The organism is Tardiphaga sp. GW822-FHT04G09, assembly GCF_058800725.1.
Genome location: NZ_JBXAMO010000002.1, coordinates 353,846 through 370,765, shown reverse-complemented (window position 1 = coordinate 370,765; position 16,920 = coordinate 353,846). Strand labels below are relative to the sequence as shown.

Genomic DNA, 16,920 nt, shown 5'->3' with positions numbered 1-16,920 from the left:
CAAATCGAGGGGGAGGCAGCAAAAATGACCGTTCTCATTGCAGGCGGCGGAATTGGCGGACTGACACTTGCGCTCAGCCTGCACCAGATCGGCGTGCCATGCCGCGTGTTCGAAAGCGTGCCGGCGCTCAGACCGCTCGGCGTCGGCATCAATGTGCTGCCCCATGCGGTGCGCGAGCTGATCGAGCTCGGCCTGCACGACCAGCTTGGCGCATCGGGCGTACGCACCCGCGAGCTCGCCTTCTTCTCCAAACACGGCAAGCCGATCTGGAGTGAGCCGCGCGGCATCGAGGCCGGATACAAATGGCCGCAATTCTCGATCCATCGCGGCAAGCTGCAACAGATCCTGCTCGACACCGCCATCGCGCGGCTCGGCGCCGAGAATATCCTCACCAGCCATCATTTGACCGGCTGGACGGAAACGCCGGACGGCATCCGCGCCGACTTCATCGACAAGGCCACCGGCAAATCCGCAGGCAGCTATGACGGCACATTGTTGATTGCCGCCGATGGCATCCATTCGGCGATCCGGCAGAAGCTCTATCCGCAGGAAGGCGCGCCGCTATGGAACGGCCGCATCCTGTGGCGCGGCATCACCAGGAGCGATGCGTTCCTGACCGGCCGCACCATGATCATGGCCGGCCATGAGATCCTGAAATTCGTCTGTTACCCGATCTCGCAGGCGCCCGACACCAACGGAAAATATGACATCAACTGGGTGGCCGAACGACACATGCCGCCGACCTATGAGTGGCGCCGCGAGGACTACAACCGCGCCGCACGGCTCGACGAGTTTCTGCCCTGGTTCAAGGACTGGAGATTCGACTGGCTCGACGTGCCGGGCCTGATCAGCAATTGCCCGCACGCCTATGAATATCCGCTGGTGGACCGCGATCCGGTCGATCGCTGGACCTTCGGCCGCGTCACGCTGATGGGCGACGCCGCGCATCCGATGTATCCGATCGGCTCCAACGGCGCGTCGCAAGCCATTCTCGACGCCCGCGTGCTGACCCGCGAGATTCTTGCACTCGGCGAAGTGCCGGCTGCGCTCGAAGCCTATGAGGCCGAACGACGCCCCGCGACCACCGACCTCGTGATGCTGAACCGCCGCAACGGACCGGAACAGGTCATGCAGATCGTCGAGGAGCGCGCGCCCGAGGGCTTCGACGTCGTCACCGACGTGCTGTCGCAGCAAGAACTCGAAGACATCGCCGCCAATTACAAGCGCGTCGCCGGGTTTCAGGTTGAGGGCCTGAATGCGAAACCGCCGATCGTGACAATGCCGGAACCATCGCAACGCTCAAGCGGTGGCTGATGGAACCTGCGTCTTTACGGGCATTCGACCTTGCGGATTCACCCGTGATTCAACATGAAACTAACGGAGGCTCCTCCCGTCAGGAATTGGCAATCGCAGCGTGGCAGGAAGGCCGGAGAAACCCTGAGCCTTTTGATGCGCAACCTGTTCCAGAAGCTGGCCGACCGACTGCAAACGCTCAAGGACGGTCTCTCTGTTCGCACGCAGATTACCGCTGCCGTTGCGGCCACGGTCATCGCGCTCGTCGGCGCGCTCGCAACTGGCGCGGCATTCGTCAGCTATCGCAACACCGCAGAACTGGTGAACACGGCACTGGCCAGCGTCGCATCGACCACGGCCGAACGGCTCGATCGTTACATGGCGCTCCGCCAGCAGGAAGTTCACCTGTTCTCGAAGCTCGAACCGATGCGGCCGCTCTGGCAGGGCGATCGCGCTTCGCTGCGCAAGGCACTCGAACAGTTACAGAGCTCGTTCAGCGATTTTGCCTGGATCGGCTTCGCCAAGCCTGACGGCACCGTCGTCGCATCGACAGGCGGCTTGCTGGAAGGTGCATCGGTCGCTCAGCGGCCATGGTTCAAGACCGGACTTCACGATCCCATCGTCGGCGACGTGCATGAGGCCGCATTGTTGTCATCGCTGCTGGCGAAGCGCGCCGATGGCGAGCCGCACCGTTTCATCGACATCGCCCTCCCCGTGCGCGACCACGATGGCAACCTGCTTGGCGTGCTCGGCGCGCATCTCGACTGGCAATGGGCGCGCAACCTGATCGCCAGCGCAGAAGCCAATGACGGCGACACCGACACAACGCTGACGGTCCTGTCACGCACCGGAACGGTTCTCGTCGGGCCAGGCATGACCACCACCAAATATGCGGGCGATCGCCTCGACGACATCCTGCGCACACGCACCGGCGCCTTCACCGAGAAGCCGGCCGACAAGATTCTTCTCACAGCCTACTATGTCAGCCGAGGCCATCGCGACTATGAGGGTCTGAACTGGGTCGTCACCGCGAGCCAGCCCAGCGACGTCGCACTCGCCGCGGCTGTCCGTTCGGCCAAGACCATCCTGATCATCGGCGCGATTGCGGGCCTCGTCGGCGTCATCATGGCGTTCTTCATCGCGCGGCAGATCGCACGTCCGATCCACGCCATCACGCTGGAAGCCGATCGCATCGGCCGCGCATCGGGCCCGACCATGCTGCCGCGCCAGAACGGCTCGCTGGAAGTGGTGCAGTTGACGCGCGCCTTGCGCTCGCTGCTGCGCCGCATCGGTTTCGCCGAGGAGCGCACCAAGGAAGCCGAGTTGCGCGCCACCGAGAATGCCATGCAGTTCAAGGACGACCTCACCAAACTGCGCCGGCTTGCCGAGACCGACTATCTGACCGACCTGATGAACCGTCGCGCGTTTCTCGCCGCTGCCGACGATGCCATGGAATTCGCGCATCGCTACAAGCGCAGCATCGCCACGTTGATGATCGACATCGATCACTTCAAGAAGATCAACGACAATCACGGCCACCACGTCGGCGACATCGCGATCAAGCGCATTGCCGAGGTCATTTCGGGCAATATCAAGAGCACCGACCGCGCCGCGCGTTTTGGCGGTGAGGAATTCGTGGTGCTGCTGCGTGAGGCCGATGAACTGACCGCACAGATGCTGGCCAATCGCATCCGCAATGCCGTCGAGCTTGCGATCATCGGCGAAGGCGATATCCGGATTGCTGCCACCGTCTCGATCGGCATCGCATTGATCGCCGACAGCGACCGCGACGTGCAGGACATGATCGAGCGCGCCGATCAGGGTCTCTATGTCGCGAAGAACACTGGCCGCAATCGCTGCTTCTTCATGCCCGCAAGCGAGGACCGCAGCATTCGCGTCGCGTGATCAATCGAGCCCATGCGCAATGACCTTGCGCATGACATTCGGCAGAGCTTCGTCATCCAGTGTTGCGATCGGGACCCAGCGCATCCCCTCCGGGGGGCGGGTGCGGGGCGGCACATGCGCCGTATAGACGGTGAGTTCCAGCGGGAAGTGCGTGAAGATATGGGTGACCGCGCCCACTTTGCGATGCCACGCCGTCAGATTTTTCAAAGTCGGCGCCTGCTTCAAGGCATCCTTCTCGTCATGACCGGCGAGCCATTCCGATGACGGCACTTCGGTCATGTTGCCCAGCAAGCCCTTTTCCGGGCGGGTGCGCACCAGCAACTCGTTGCCGCGGGTGACCACGAAAGCTGCCCCCTTGCGCAAGGTGCCGGCCTTCTTCGGCGCCTTGCGCGGAAACGTCTCGGCATCGCCGCGGGTCTTTGCCGCGCAATCGTCGTTGATCGGGCACAGCGAACAGGCCGGCTTCTTCGGCGTGCAGATGGTGGAGCCGAGATCCATCAGCGCCTGGGCGCTGTCGCCTGCCCGCGTCGGACCAAGCAACGTTGCGGCCAGCCCCACGATCACCGCCTTGGATTTCGGCAGCGGCTCTTCCACTGCATAGAGCCGCGACGTCACGCGCTCGATATTGCCGTCCACCGGCATGCACTGGCGGCCGAAGGCAATCGCGGCGATGGCCGACGCCGTATATGGCCCGATGCCCGGTAGCGCGCGCAGGCCCTCCTCTGTATCCGGAAAGACACCGCCATGGTCGCGCAGCACGGTGACGGCACAGGCATGGAGATTGCGCGCGCGGGAGTAATAGCCGAGCCCGGCCCACATCCGCAGCACATCGTCCTGCGAGGCGCTGCCAAGATCGCTCACCGTCGGCCAGCGCGCCAGGAACTTGGCGAAATACGGCCCGACAGCTTGCACCGTGGTCTGCTGCAGCATGATTTCGGACAGCCAGACCCGATAGGGATCGATGCCCTCGCCCGGCAAAGGCCGCCACGGCAAGCGGCGGCGATGTTTGTCATACCAGTCGAGCAGTTGGGCCGGACGCTTTGCGGCAGCGCTTTCCCCGCTATCCCGCGCAGGGAGTTTCTTTCGTCTGGTGGCGGCGGCTGATAGACTCATGCCGACATGTATCCAAAAGCCACGTTCATGAACAAGCCCGGCCCGATCTCCGCCAAGCCGCTTTCCGTCCTGCTCGGCGGGGTGTTTGCTGATGCCTATGCCAAACAGGGCTTTGCCTCGCGCGAACTGGTGACACGCTGGGCGGAAATTGCCGGCCAGCAGGTGGCGAATTTCTCCGAGCCGTTGAAGATCCAGTGGCCGCGCCCTGTGGAAGGCCAGCCGCAGGAGCCGGCGACGCTCATCCTGCGCGTTGAGGGCCCGATGGCGCTGGAGATCCAGCATTCGTCGGATGCGATCCTGCAGCGGGTGAACCGCTTTTTCGGCTGGAATGCGGTCGGCAAGATCGCGCTGCGCCAGGCACCGCTGTCACGGCCGCAGCCGCGCCGCACCGTGAAGCCGCCGGACGCCAAGGCCATCGCCGAGGTCGCGGAGACCCTGCCCGAGGTCGAGGACGAGGCCTTGCGCGAGGCGCTGGCGCGGCTCGGTGCATCGATCAAGCGAAGTTGAGGCTTTCGAGCCCCGCCGGAACCGGCGCGTGCTTGCCACATTTGTGGTTTCAAGTTAGCGAAGCGAACCTTTTCCCGGCGTCCTGCCGCCGCTTTGGAGCATTCCTTTGATCATCACGCGCCGTGACTTCACCGCCGCCCTTGCCCTCACCGGCGCCGCCGCAGCGATCGGCCTGTCGCCGCTGCAGCTGATCTCCGAGGCCTTTGCGCAGAATGCGGCCGACGTCGCCAAGCCGGTGTCGCTACCCGACATGGTGCTCGGCCCGAAGGACGCCGCCGTCACCGTCACCGAATATGCCTCGATGACCTGCCCGCATTGCGCGGCCTTCACCGAGCAGGTGTTCCCGAAGATCAAGGAAGCCTTCATCGACACCGGCAAGATCCGCTTCGTGTTCCGTGAATTCCCCCTCGACATCAAAGCCGCCGCCGGCTCGATGCTGGCGCGCTGCATCGCCAAGGACGACTCCGGCAAATACTTCGCCGTTGTCGACATGCTGTTCAAGCAGCAGAACGACTGGGTGATGAAGGACACCGCCGCGACCCTGACCCGCATCGGCAAACAGGCCGGGCTCAGCCAGCAGGCCGTGGAAGAATGCCTGAAAGACCAGGCGCTGCTCGACAAGATCGCCGCCGACCAGAAATACGCCAATGAAGTGCTGAAGGTGAACTCGACGCCGACCTTCTTCATCAATGGCGAAATGCTGAAGGGCGAGCAGTCGTTCGAGGAATTCTCCAAGAAGATCACCCCGCTGCTGAAAAGCTGAGGCCTTCTTGTCCCTCCCCCGTTTTTGCGCGGGGAGGGATTCCGCCGAGCCCTTTGATGACCGCGTCTCTTCTCAACTACGCCGCCCTTGGCTGCGCCATCGTGCTGGAGACCATCGGCACCGCGCTGCTGGCGCAGTCGCAGCAGTTCACGAAGCTCTGGCCGAGCCTCGGCATGGCCGTCTGCTACATCCTGTCGTTTTATTTTCTGTCCCATGCGCTGAAGGCGATGCCGGTCGGGATCGCCTATGCGATCTGGAGCGGGCTCGGCATCGTGCTGATTTCGGCGGTGAGCTATTTCGCGTTCCGGCAGGCGCTCGATCTCGCCGCCATTATCGGCATCGGCTTCATCCTGACCGGCGTGGTCATCGTCAACGCGTTCTCCGCCAGCGCGTCACATTAGCGCACTGCCGCGTCGTCGTATTGTCTGCGCTGCATCTGATGCCTGCCGGGCCGAAGACCCTGTCCAAGATGGTTGAAAAGACCTGGATCGCGCCGCAGGCCGGCTCGCCCACGCTATTGCATCACGCCCGAAGGCGAAGCCGCGTTGAAGGCCGAAATCCCGATGCCGCGCAGCGCCCAGGCCCGCGCCCGCTGACACCCTGCGATAGCAGTCCGGCGACAGCCGCGCTTACGCGCCCGCCGGATATTAACGGATGACGCGCCTGCGGATTAACTGTGTTTCCACACATGACCGAAGCGTAAACGCGCGTTAAGGAACGCTTAAGCGCCATCTCCGCATTCTCGATACATCTTTAAGAGGTGCATCATGTTTGAAAATTTCATCTGCGAGATCATCGGCCTGGCATTTCTCGGCCTCTGCATTGCCGTGCTCGGCGCGCCGCAGCAGCGCCGCCCGGACGGATATGCGCGGGACGTGTGAGCAAGCTCGGCTCGGATCGTCAACCTTCAGCGGCACCGCTGACATCCAAATTAATGTCAGCGGCATCCTGAATTTCCCCAGTATCAACGAACTGTAGAAAGATTTTCGGGCCTCTTATCGGCAACCACGTTTGCAGGATTGGCAGTTGCTGGTTGAGCGACAGGAGGGGTAGGGCCAACGGTCGCGCGAATAACCGGGGGCTTGCGTAGAGCCAGTCGAGACGCGGAATACTGAGAGTACCTGCCATCGGGATCCGATTCGGTCAGAATTGACGCTATTAAACTGGTTCCACACGCCGATTTATCTCCTTTGTCAGCGTCCGCAGTGGCAGCCGTTTCCACAGCATCTTTCTGGTTTTGCTTAGCCTCAGGTGTCGCTGTCGGTCCCGCGACATCGTCCGCCCCCTTGGTCTTCTTTTCTTCAGCCGTTATGGCTTGCGTAAGACGAAGAATGCCACTTTCAACGCTGCCAGCACGAAAATAGCTCTCGACGTCCGACATTCCCAAGCCGAACGGATAGAACGCCGTAGGGCAAGTCATTCGAGACCTTATAACCGCTCTGCGTTCGTGCCTCGCAGCTCTCATCGCCGCGACTAAGTTTTCGATCAGTTGCTTCCTGAAATAAGCGTCGGTGTACGTCGAAGAAGCCAAGTTCAAGCCCGTGGCAATTGCATTCAGCTGCTTCACCGTAGATGCGGCCGGGACAGCAGCCGTTGCCGCCGTCAAAGTGTTGCTACCCAATTTGGTCCAAAACTCTACTGATTGGCCCTCGATGCTGAGCTCATGTTCATATTTCGTATAGTTCACATCGATTGCGTACATGCGTGCCGCCATCATTTCATTTCGAATACCCATTCGGCCCTTTTCGGGTGTGTTCAGATATTCCCGCCAATTGTCGCCGGTGACTCTTGAAAACTGCTGTAGACTTGTCATTTCTGCGCTCGTGTCATAGAGCCGATCTGGGCCGGCTATGGTGGGTGGCGACCAACAGCCCGCAGTTACAAGAGAAGCAGAGAGAACAGGCGCCCAGCTAGCCGCAAGGCGCAGAGATCGCTTCAGTCTGACGGTCATTACTTTCGCAAACGATTTTCGCGCAACGATAGAAAATCCAGCAATAGACATTCTCGTCCCCCACAACCAAAAAGCGAAAATTGATGGGTCGCCAAAGGCGAGGCAATATCGATTGTGCTTGAACTGCGTTGGTTTTAGGCGGGGCAGAATTCACCTGTTGAGCGCCCTGTGAACAACACGCCGTCCCGCATTGATTACTCACCTAAAATCGCAATCGGAATCATTTTGGAGTTCGATTGTGGATAGTGGGAACTACGTCGCTTCAAACAAACCCGGGCCATTTTCGCTTTTGGTTGAGCGCACTCTGACGCGATCTTGCATCTCCAGAGATTGCACAGCGCGTCATTCCCTGCAGCCACGTGCATAATTTTAGTATGTACTTTTGTATGATGGCCCAGCTCATCGGCTGATTTTCGTCTCTTCGCGAGAAAATCCGCTAGCCGCAAGTCCGATCCGCGCTCAGAGACAACCAGCGTGTTCAGCAGCAGCGGTAAATCCGCCTGGCTGGCGTGAGCAAATGGAGCGATGAGATTCCTTATCCGTATTGGATCCGTATTGGCCGGTTAGTTAGCGCGGCAACGGATAGTGAAGGCTTCGCGGGGAGACGAGCATAGCGCCCTCCTCCCCCATCCCCCTTAAAACAAGCCCTTTTTCACGCGCTCTCTCACCTATCCCCCGCAAAACCCTTGGGAAAAGCGGGGTTCCGCGGTTGCGCGGCTGCCCTCGTCTCGCCATTGTCCGGGCCAATGAGAGCCGCGACCAGCGAGTCTCCACCGCGCGGCAGCTGCATTTATGCTATTGTTCGTGCTGGGGATTCGCGATTCTCGGGGCTTTTTCGATAAAGTGGCCTGTTCGGCTAACCAGAGTACCGTATCCATGAAACTCACGCGCCTGCGCCTGCACGGATTCAAGTCGTTCGTCGAACCGACCGACTTCATGATCGAGCCCGGTCTGACCGGCGTCGTCGGCCCGAACGGCTGCGGCAAGTCCAATCTGGTGGAAGCGCTGCGCTGGGCGATGGGCGAAACCTCGCACAAGTCGCTGCGCGCCGCCGACATGGACGCGGTGATCTTCGCCGGCTCCGGCAACCGCGCCTCGCGCAACCACGCCGAAGTGGTGATGACGATCGACAATACCGATCGCACCGCGCCGGCCATGGTCAATGACGCCGAAATTCTCGAAATCTCCCGCCGCATCGAGCGCGAAGCCGGCTCGCAATACCGCATCAACGGCCGCGACGTGCGCGCCCGCGACGTGCAGATCCTGTTTGCCGACGCCGCCACCGGCGCGCGTTCGCCCGCCCTCGTCCACCAGGGCAAGATCGGTGAAATCATCCAGGCGAAGCCCGAGCAGCGCCGCCGCGTGCTGGAAGACGCCGCCGGCGTCGCCGGCCTGCATGCGCGCCGCCACGAGGCCGAGCTGCGCCTGAAGGCCGCCGAAACCAACCTCACCCGCGTCGAGGACGTGATCGGCCAGTTGTCGGGCCAGATGGAAGGCCTGAAGAAGCAGGCCCGCCAGGCGATCCGCTACCGCGAAGTCGCCGGCAAGGTGCGCAAGGCCGAGGCCATGCTGTTCCACCTGCGCTGGCTGCAGGCGCATCAGGACAATGCCGAAGCCGCAACCCTGCATGACCAGTATGTGCGCGATCTCGCCGAGCGCACCCGCGAACAGGGCGAAGCCGCGCGCATCCAGGCGATCCGCGCATCTGAACTCCCTGCGCTGCGCGAGGCGGAAGCCGCCGCCGCTGCCGGCCTGCAGCGCCTGACCAACGCCCGCGACATGCTCGACCGCGAGGAAGAGCGCGCCAAGGAACGCGCCGCCGAGCTCGATCGTCGCCTCACCCAGTTCGAGAGCGACGTCGCGCGCGAGATGAAGCAGTCGGAAGACGCAGAATTCGCGCTGCTCCGTCTCGAAGAAGAAGACGCGATGCTCAAGGAAGAGATCATGCAGCGCGTCGAGCTGCGTGGTGGCGTCGATGACCGCGTCTCCGAGGCCGAGGCCGTACTGGCCGCCGCCGAGCGCACCTTCACCGAACTCACCACCGCCCATGCGGACATGACCGCCAAGCGCAACCAGTTGCAGTCCAACGTCCGCAGCCAAGCCGATCGCCTCGCGCGCCTCGGCCAGGAAATCGCCAGCGTCGAGGCCGAGATCGAGGCGCTGACGGCGCAGACATCGGGCTTCGGCGATCTCGACGAACTCGCAGCCCTGATGGAAACCTCGCAGGAAATCCTGCTGCAGGCGGAAATGGCCGTCAGCGACAACGAGGCCGCCCATATCGCCGCCCGGCAGACGCTGGAAGCCTCGCGCGCGCCGCTCAACGAAGCCGACAAGAAGGTGCAGCGGCTGGAGACCGAAGCCCGTACCATCTCGAAGATCCTCAACGGCGAAACCAAGAATCTCTGGCCGCCGATCATCGACGGCGTCAGCGTCACCAAGGGCTATGAAAAGGCGCTGGGCGCCGTGCTCGGCGACGATCTCGACGCGCCGGTCGATCCCTCGGCGCCGATGCGCTGGACCAATGCGGGCGAGCACGCCAACGACCCGGCTTTGCCGGAGGGCGTGGAGTCGCTGGCATCGCACGTCAATGCGCCGGCCGAACTCGCGCGCCGCCTCAAGCAGATCGGCGTCGTTTCCAAGGATCAGGGCGCAGCCCTCGTCTCGCAGTTGCAGACCGGCCAGCGGCTGGTGTCGCTGGAAGGCGACGTCTGGCGCTGGGACGGTTTCGTCGCCGGCGCGCATGCGCCGACCGGCGCGGCCCGTCGTCTCGCCGAGCGTGCACGCCTGACCGATATCGAAGCCGATCTGGAAAACGCCAAGATCGACGCCATTGCCAAGCGTGAAGCGCTTGAAAGCGCCGAGCAGGCGCTGAAGGCCGCGGCTTCGGCCGAAGGCGCCTCGCGCGAGGCGCTGCGCAATGCCCGCCGCGACGTCGACCAGGCCCGCGAGCGCCATGCCAATGCCGAGCGCGAGATCAATCGCCACGCGGCGCGCCGCGCGACGCTGACCGAAGCGCAATCGCGCCTCTCCAACGATCGCATGGAGGCGGAAGCGGCGCATGAGAGCGCGCATGCCGCGCTGGAATATCTGCCGGAGAGCTCCGACGCCGAGGCCCAGCTCGCCACCGTGCGCGCCGAGATCGAAGGCCATCGCCGCGGCGCGGCCCAGGTGCGTGCCGAAGCGCAGGCGCTGGCCCGCGAGGCTGAACTCGCCGACCGCCGGCTGCAGGCGATCATCGCCGAGCGTACCGACTGGACGAACCGCAAGACCTCCGCCGCCTCGCAGATCGAAACCGTCGCCGCGCGCGTCGCCGAAGTGACCCGCGAACGCGCCGAACTCGAAGACGCACCGGCGCTCTATCTGCAGAAGCGCCGCGCGCTGATCTCGGAAGTCGAGAGCGCCGAACAGGCGCGCCAGCTCGCCGCCAACGCCCTCGCCTCGGCCGAGAACGCCATGCGCGAAACCGACCGCGATGCCCGCGGTTCGCTGGAGGCCCTGTCGGCCGCCCGCGAAGCCTGCGCCCGCGCCGAAGAGCGCATGGAAAGCGGCAAGCGCCGCCTGGAGGACATCGAGCGCGAAATCCGCGACATGCTGGAGGTCGAGCCGGAAGGCGTCGCGGCCCTGGCCGAAGTCCGCCAGGACGACACGCTGCCGCCGCTCGCCGATATCGAAGCCGATCTGGAAAAGCTGCGCCGCGATCGCGAGCGTCTCGGCGCCGTCAACCTGCGCGCCGAGGAAGAGCTCAACGAAGTCGAAGGCACCCATAACGGCCTCGCCACCGAGCGCGACGACCTCGTCGAAGCCATCAAGAAGCTGCGCACCGGCATCCAGAGCCTCAACAAGGAAGCCCGCGAACGGCTGATGACCTCGTTCGACATCGTCAACGGCCACTTCAAGCGCATGTTCGTCGAACTGTTCGGCGGCGGCGAAGCCGAGTTGAAGCTGATCGAGAGCGACGATCCCCTCGAGGCAGGTCTCGAAATCGTCGCCAAGCCACCCGGCAAGAAGCCGCAGACCCTGTCGCTGCTGTCCGGTGGTGAGCAGGCGCTGACCGCGCTGGCGCTGATCTTCGCGGTGTTCCTGACCAACCCGTCGCCGATCTGCGTGCTGGACGAAGTCGACGCACCGCTCGACGACCACAATGTGGAGCGCTTCTGCAGCCTGTTGCATGAAATGTGCGCCTCGACCGAAACGCGCTTCATCACCATCACGCATAACCCGATCACGATGGCGCGCATGCACCGCCTGTACGGCGTGACGATGGCCGAGCGTGGCGTGTCACAGCTGGTCTCGGTGGATCTCGAAAACGCGGTGAAGATCCTCGATCAGGAAGTGGCGTAGTTAATACTCCGCCGTAAATGGCCTCCCTCCCCCGCGCGACGCAAAGCTTCGCGAGGCGGGGAGGGATAAGAAAGGGCGCGCTTCACTCATGACCGCCCCCGAGCTCCCCGCCGAACTCACCGCGGCCCTCAACGCCCGCCTGCACGGCTTCTCGCGCAACGACGCGGCTGAGCGCTCCGACGCCATCTCAAGAACCTATCGCTCCGGCGGCGGCTCCACGACCATCCGCAATGAGAGTGACGCGCTGGCCTATGCGCTGGCGCGGATGCCGGCGACCTATGCTGCGGTCATCGCCAGCCTCAATGCACTGCAGGCGACACGACCGGACTTCGCACCGACCACGCTGCTCGATTGCGGCGCCGGGCCGGGAACGGCGACATGGGCCTGCGCGGAGGCGCTCGTATCACTGCAATCTTTCACGCTGCTCGATGCCAATCCCGCTCTGCGCACGCTTGCGCTCGGTCTGGCACAGGACAGCCACCGCATTCCCGCGATGAGCTACACGCTGGGCGACGCCGCCGCGACGATCGCCGACGCCCCATCCGCCGATCTCGTCATCGCGAGCTACGTCATCAACGAGCTCCATGATGCCGCGCGAACGAAACTCGTCGCAGCAATGTGGGCAAAAACAAACGATACGCTGCTCATCGTCGAGCCCGGTACGCCGGCGGGATATCAACGCATCCTCGATGCGCGTGCACAGCTCATCAAGGACGGCGCGCATGTGATCGCGCCCTGCCCGCATGACGAGGCGTGCCCGCTGGCAAAGCCGGACTGGTGCCACTTCAGCCAGCGGCTGCAGCGCTCCCGTGTGCATAAACAACTCAAATCCGCAGAACTTCCCTATGAGGACGAAAAATTCAGCTATGTCGCGCTGTCGCGCGCACCGGTCGCACAGCGGCCATCGCGCGTGCTGGCACAACCGGTGACAACCAAGATCGCGATCACCGCAAAACTCTGCACAGATGAAGGCGTTATCGCCGCAAACGCACCGCGCCGCGACAAGGCGCTGTACGCAAAGTTCCGCAAGCTTGACTGGGGCGATGCGGTATTCGGTTCACCGGACCCATCCGCGGAATAATCCCGCGCACCTGGCGTTTGTTCTCCTGACGCGACTGCGTCGCCCAATCATCAGGAGTAACGCTGCAATGACCAAATCATTCGCCGCTTTCGCGGCTCTGACTCTCATGCTCGCTTCATCCGCCGCCTCGGCGCAGATGCTCAAGACCGCCGATACCGCGAAGGGCAAGACCTTCGTCGATGCCAAGGGTATGACGCTCTACACGTTCGACAAGGACGCCGGCGGCAAGTCGATGTGCAACGGACCCTGCGCCGAAAACTGGCCGCCGCTGTTCGCAGCGGACGATGCCAAGCCCACCGCCGACATGACCATCGTGGTGCGCGACGACGGCAAGAAGATGTGGGCCTATAAAGGCAAGCCGCTCTACACCTTCAAGAAGGACATGGCCGCAGGCGACACCAATGGCGACGGTTTCCTGAACGGCACCTGGCACATCGCGAAGCCGTAAGGCACTCCTGCGTTAGTACGAGCCGCGGATTGCGAGCTTGCCGCTCGCTCACTGCACGGCCCCGCACCCGACCGGCCTCGCTGCGCTTCGCCGGTCGACCTCTCCCCGCAAAAAGCGGGGCGAGGTTAAGGAAGGTGGCGCCGTGCTTACCTCTCCCCGCACCCGTGCGAAGCGAAGCTTCGCTAGGCGGGGAGAGGTCGACATGCGCGCGTAGCGCGGATGTCGGTGATGGGCATGGCAACCGCCCTCACCTGTATTCGGTGTCAGTGATCTCGTTTTTCCTGCGGCTAGACCGCTCTCAGAACGAATGCCGGATCCGGCCCATCACCTGATGTGCGACGGCATCGTTACTGCCGACGATCGCATCATAGTTCACCGACAGCACCGTGAGCGGTGCCAGTTTGCCGGAGACGCCCGCGCCGATCACACCGCGATCGCGCAGCGCGCTGCCGGTCGCGATGATGAACGAGCCTGGCAGTGTCGTATCGGCGAAGCTTGCATTGATCCCGCGCACGCCGTCGCTGAATTCATGCAGCCAGGCCAGCCGCAGTTCCGGCGTCAGCACGCCGCCATTCAGCGCATAATCGTAAGCGAAGCGTGCGCCGACGCTGGAGCGCAGCGATTCCGAACTGTCCGAACCGACCACGAGAGCCGCCGCACCGCCGCGTTCGGCGAAGCCATCGGTCGTCACCCGTGTGTATTGCAGACCGATCTCCGGTGTGACAACCCAGCCGCTGACATGCAGGTCTGTGCCGATGGTGCCGCGGATCGAATAGTGATCGCCACTGAACGTGGCCGTGTTGGCTGTCCCGAGCGCCATGCGCGTGGTGTCGTAGTCGCTGAAGCCATAGAGGCCCATGGCGGTCGCGAACCAGCCCGGCGCCTGATATGTGCCATAACCGCCGATCGTGCCGGTCGAAATCTTGGTGTGGCTGCCGACATTGTCGATATCGCCGCGGGTCAGCGCATAGCCGCCGAACACGCCTGCAACCAGACTGTCGGTGATGCGGTGGTCATAGCCCGCAAGCACGTTGACGGTGTTCGACTTGAAGCCGGGCGCATCAGTTCGTGCGCCTTCGCGGGCGAAGCTCGCGCCCGAGGTGATGAACAGGCCCTGTTCGGCCGCGACGGCAACCGGGCGCAGACCGGGCAGAGCCTTGGTCGCCGGCGCATAGGCCATCGCATCGGCGGCATTGCTGCCCCAGCCGGCATCGGCCAGCGCAGAACTCGCACTGCCGGGGAAGCCCGTCACCGCGGCCAGCGCACGATCGGCACCGAAATTCCTGTCGAACATGCCGCTGTCGAACATCGCCAGTGCATTGCCAACACCGGACATGTCGTTTCCGAGACCGCCGAGGCGGTTCTGTGTCAGATGCTGGCCGAGCAGCGAGGTTGTCTGGAACGCATCGTTCATCGTCATGCGGCCGAGGCCCTGATAGGCCGCGGGCGAGAGCTGTGCCAGGGCCGCCCCGACATCGGCTGCACCGGCAACGCTGTCGAGCAGATTGACGACCGAGCTGCTGGTGGCATTGGCCGGCAGATTATCGAACAGCGAGGCCACGCCCAGCGACCCTGCGCTCGCAAAAGACGAGAACGACTGTGCCGCGCCATTGACGATTTCAAACGAGGTATAGAGCGTGCCACTGATATTTACGGTCTGGCCGCCCTGCAGCGCCGCACGCTTGGCCTCGGTGAGACCGACCTTGTTGTAGTTCAGCGTGTCGGTGCCGACGCCGCCATCCACCAGTCCGACGATGCGCGAGCCCTTCATGATGTTGACGGTGTCGTTGCCACCTTCCATGTTCACAGCGCGGCCGTTGTTGCCGATGATGGTGCCGTAGTTCGTCAGCACGTCATTGCCCTCGCCCATCTGGATGGCGGAACCGTCGCCGCGGATGAAGCGCGCCGAGCCGGCGGCGTAGGTCACGCCGTTCAGCGTGCCGTTGGCGGGGTCAACACTGCCGTTCTGCAACAAAATAATGCCATTCGGATCCGGGATGGCGCCGTTGCCGATAATGGTGCCATAGTTGACGATGGTGTCGTTATTGATTGCCGGCGTCGCCGTGCTCTTGTTCTCGAGCCGGATCGCAAAACCGTTCTGGCCGATAATGGTAGCGCCTGCATAGTTGGTGATCGTGGTGTCCGCGACACCGCTGCGGCTATTATCAGCATTGGAGTCGTTATTGACGACGATGCCGTAGGACGCGCCGCTGATCATCCCATAGTTAGCGATCGTGCCGCCGCCAATCGAGATGCCTTCACTGTTGTTGGCACGACCGCCGCTGTCGAAACCGCCAGCGCCGGTACCTTCAATAATGCCGTAATTCGTGATGGTTGCCTTGAAATCGATATCGACGCCGTCGCCGTCACCATTGATCTGCGCAACACCGTCTGAATTGAAGATGTTGCCGACGCCGGCATAAGCACCGGTGATGCGACCGTAGTTGGTGACGGTGCCGGTGCCGTCGGAGCCGATGCCCGAGCCATTGCGTCCGATGATCGTGCCGCCAGCTTGATTGACTACAGTGATATCGGTGTCGGCGGTGATACCGTGGCGGGCACCGGAGATCAGACCGCCGGCCTGGTTGGTGACAACGATGCCGGTTCGTGCTCCGGCATCGATGCCGTCTGCAGTGCCATTGGCTCCGCCAGACGTATTGGCGCCGAAGCTGCGGATGATACCGAAATTGCTGATATTAGCATTCTGACCGGGGCGAAGCGCGTCGTCGGTAAGAGCCTCGATGATACCTGTCGCGCGATTGATGATAGTCAGCGTTACGCCGGAGGTCGCAACGATCGTACGAAGATCTAGCGCTTGGCCAAGTCCCGCATACCCCGCTCCGCCAGCCTGAATCAGGCCCGCGTTATCGATAAGGATTGTGCCGCTCGTCGCCGCCGAATTGATGCGAAAAGCATCGTTTTGCGCGGTACGCAGGATCGCACCAATATTATTCAAGAATATGTAGGTACGAGGCGTCGTCGTACCATTCGTGCCGGTGTCGATCGCGCGGCCCGTACCCGTGTTTTCGATGATTCCGGAATTGGTGATCACGACGCCCGTCGAGGCACCGTCCAGTGTTACAGCAACCGTGCCGCCGCTTGTCCGCACTGCGCCGCCGCTCGCAACGGTCCCCGTTTGCGCCCCGGTCAGCGTCTGTCCCGCCGTGATCGTCGTACCGGTCAGCACATCAAACGACGCCGCTTCCGCCGCCATCGGCGCGAACAGCGCCGCCACAGCCACACCCAACGCAAGCCGACTCGCGCCGTTACGCCACTCCAACATCAGAAGTCCCCAGCCTCAAAAATTAGGGGTTCATTAGGTTTTGGGGATGACACCGGGATGACGAGGGAGTGCGACGCTAACCCGCAGGCGCCACACGCGCGTTTTGTTGAGTGATGCATTGCTGCAACGACACGGATCGGGACGGCTGCAACCCGGCAACGCCTTTTGAACGTATTCCATTCCCGCGACGACCAATCCGTGCCGCGACATGCCTGCGGCCCCTGCCGTGTGGCCG

The 16,920-nt window shown here is 63.0% G+C and carries 11 protein-coding genes; 8 read left to right on the top strand and 3 right to left on the bottom strand.

The features are described 5' to 3' along the window. Positions 1–24: 24 nt before the first annotated feature. Entirely contained in the window at positions 25–1,314 is a 1,290-nt protein-coding gene (locus AC1RLZ_RS05460; protein ID WP_493187786.1) for a flavin-dependent oxidoreductase, read from the top strand. A 135-nt stretch (positions 1,315–1,449) separates the two neighbouring features. After that, positions 1,450–3,198, top strand: coding sequence for a diguanylate cyclase (locus AC1RLZ_RS05455; protein ID WP_493187785.1), 1,749 nt, complete (start codon positions 1,450–1,452; stop codon positions 3,196–3,198). On the opposite strand, the gene mutY is transcribed toward AC1RLZ_RS05455, so the two are convergent. Beyond that, positions 3,199–4,311 (bottom strand): A/G-specific adenine glycosylase, encoded by a 1,113-nt coding sequence (gene mutY / locus AC1RLZ_RS05450; protein ID WP_493187784.1) that lies wholly within the window; start codon positions 4,309–4,311, stop codon positions 3,199–3,201. It abuts the gene before it with no gap. Positions 4,312–4,338: 27 nt separating this feature from the next. On the opposite strand from mutY, the gene AC1RLZ_RS05445 reads away from it, so the two are divergent. From AC1RLZ_RS05445 to AC1RLZ_RS05435, 3 genes are all read left to right on the top strand, one after another. Then, positions 4,339–4,818 (top strand): DUF721 domain-containing protein, encoded by a 480-nt coding sequence (locus tag AC1RLZ_RS05445; protein ID WP_371420717.1) that lies wholly within the window; start codon positions 4,339–4,341, stop codon positions 4,816–4,818. Between the two features lie 106 nt (positions 4,819–4,924). Further along, the gene (locus AC1RLZ_RS05440) at positions 4,925–5,581 is read left to right on the top strand and encodes a DsbA family protein (RefSeq protein WP_493187783.1); all 657 of its coding nucleotides are present in this window, start codon (positions 4,925–4,927) and stop codon (positions 5,579–5,581) included. Positions 5,582–5,637: 56 nt separating this feature from the next. After that, positions 5,638–5,982: a DMT family transporter gene (locus tag AC1RLZ_RS05435; RefSeq protein WP_371420715.1), complete on the top strand. Its 345-nt coding sequence runs from the start codon at positions 5,638–5,640 to the stop codon at positions 5,980–5,982. Between the two features lie 563 nt (positions 5,983–6,545). Here AC1RLZ_RS05435 and AC1RLZ_RS05430 read toward each other — a convergent pair. After that, complete coding sequence (locus tag AC1RLZ_RS05430; protein WP_493187782.1) at positions 6,546–7,583, bottom strand: hypothetical protein; 1,038 nt, start codon at positions 7,581–7,583, stop codon at positions 6,546–6,548. Positions 7,584–8,408: 825 nt separating this feature from the next. Between AC1RLZ_RS05430 and smc the strand changes: the two genes are divergently transcribed. From smc to AC1RLZ_RS05415, 3 genes are all read left to right on the top strand, one after another. Continuing rightward, entirely contained in the window at positions 8,409–11,873 is a 3,465-nt protein-coding gene (smc, locus tag AC1RLZ_RS05425; RefSeq protein WP_493187781.1) for a chromosome segregation protein SMC, read from the top strand. Between the two features lie 88 nt (positions 11,874–11,961). After that, positions 11,962–12,954 (top strand): small ribosomal subunit Rsm22 family protein, encoded by a 993-nt coding sequence (locus AC1RLZ_RS05420; protein ID WP_493187780.1) that lies wholly within the window; start codon positions 11,962–11,964, stop codon positions 12,952–12,954. Positions 12,955–13,021: 67 nt separating this feature from the next. Then, entirely contained in the window at positions 13,022–13,402 is a 381-nt protein-coding gene (locus tag AC1RLZ_RS05415) for a COG4315 family predicted lipoprotein (protein WP_493187779.1), read from the top strand. Between the two features lie 298 nt (positions 13,403–13,700). Here AC1RLZ_RS05415 and AC1RLZ_RS05410 read toward each other — a convergent pair whose 3' ends face one another. Next, positions 13,701–16,685: an autotransporter family protein gene (locus tag AC1RLZ_RS05410; RefSeq protein ID WP_493187778.1), complete on the bottom strand. Its 2,985-nt coding sequence runs from the start codon at positions 16,683–16,685 to the stop codon at positions 13,701–13,703. Between the last annotated feature and the right edge of the window lie 235 nt (positions 16,686–16,920).

What these genes read in the sequence shown, in the direction of transcription:
- AC1RLZ_RS05435 (WP_371420715.1), top strand. Translation starts at nt 5,638, where the DNA reads ATGACCGCGTCTCTTCTCAACTACGCCGCCCTTGGCTGCGCCATCGTG.
- AC1RLZ_RS05410 (WP_493187778.1), bottom strand. Translation starts at nt 16,685, where the DNA reads ATGTTGGAGTGGCGTAACGGCGCGAGTCGGCTTGCGTTGGGTGTGGCT.
- AC1RLZ_RS05460 (WP_493187786.1), top strand. Translation starts at nt 25, where the DNA reads ATGACCGTTCTCATTGCAGGCGGCGGAATTGGCGGACTGACACTTGCG.
- AC1RLZ_RS05455 (WP_493187785.1), top strand. Translation starts at nt 1,450, where the DNA reads ATGCGCAACCTGTTCCAGAAGCTGGCCGACCGACTGCAAACGCTCAAG.
- AC1RLZ_RS05445 (WP_371420717.1), top strand. Translation starts at nt 4,339, where the DNA reads ATGAACAAGCCCGGCCCGATCTCCGCCAAGCCGCTTTCCGTCCTGCTC.
- AC1RLZ_RS05420 (WP_493187780.1), top strand. Translation starts at nt 11,962, where the DNA reads ATGACCGCCCCCGAGCTCCCCGCCGAACTCACCGCGGCCCTCAACGCC.
- mutY (WP_493187784.1), bottom strand. Translation starts at nt 4,311, where the DNA reads ATGAGTCTATCAGCCGCCGCCACCAGACGAAAGAAACTCCCTGCGCGG.
- AC1RLZ_RS05415 (WP_493187779.1), top strand. Translation starts at nt 13,022, where the DNA reads ATGACCAAATCATTCGCCGCTTTCGCGGCTCTGACTCTCATGCTCGCT.
- smc (WP_493187781.1), top strand. Translation starts at nt 8,409, where the DNA reads ATGAAACTCACGCGCCTGCGCCTGCACGGATTCAAGTCGTTCGTCGAA.
- AC1RLZ_RS05430 (WP_493187782.1), bottom strand. Translation starts at nt 7,583, where the DNA reads ATGTCTATTGCTGGATTTTCTATCGTTGCGCGAAAATCGTTTGCGAAA.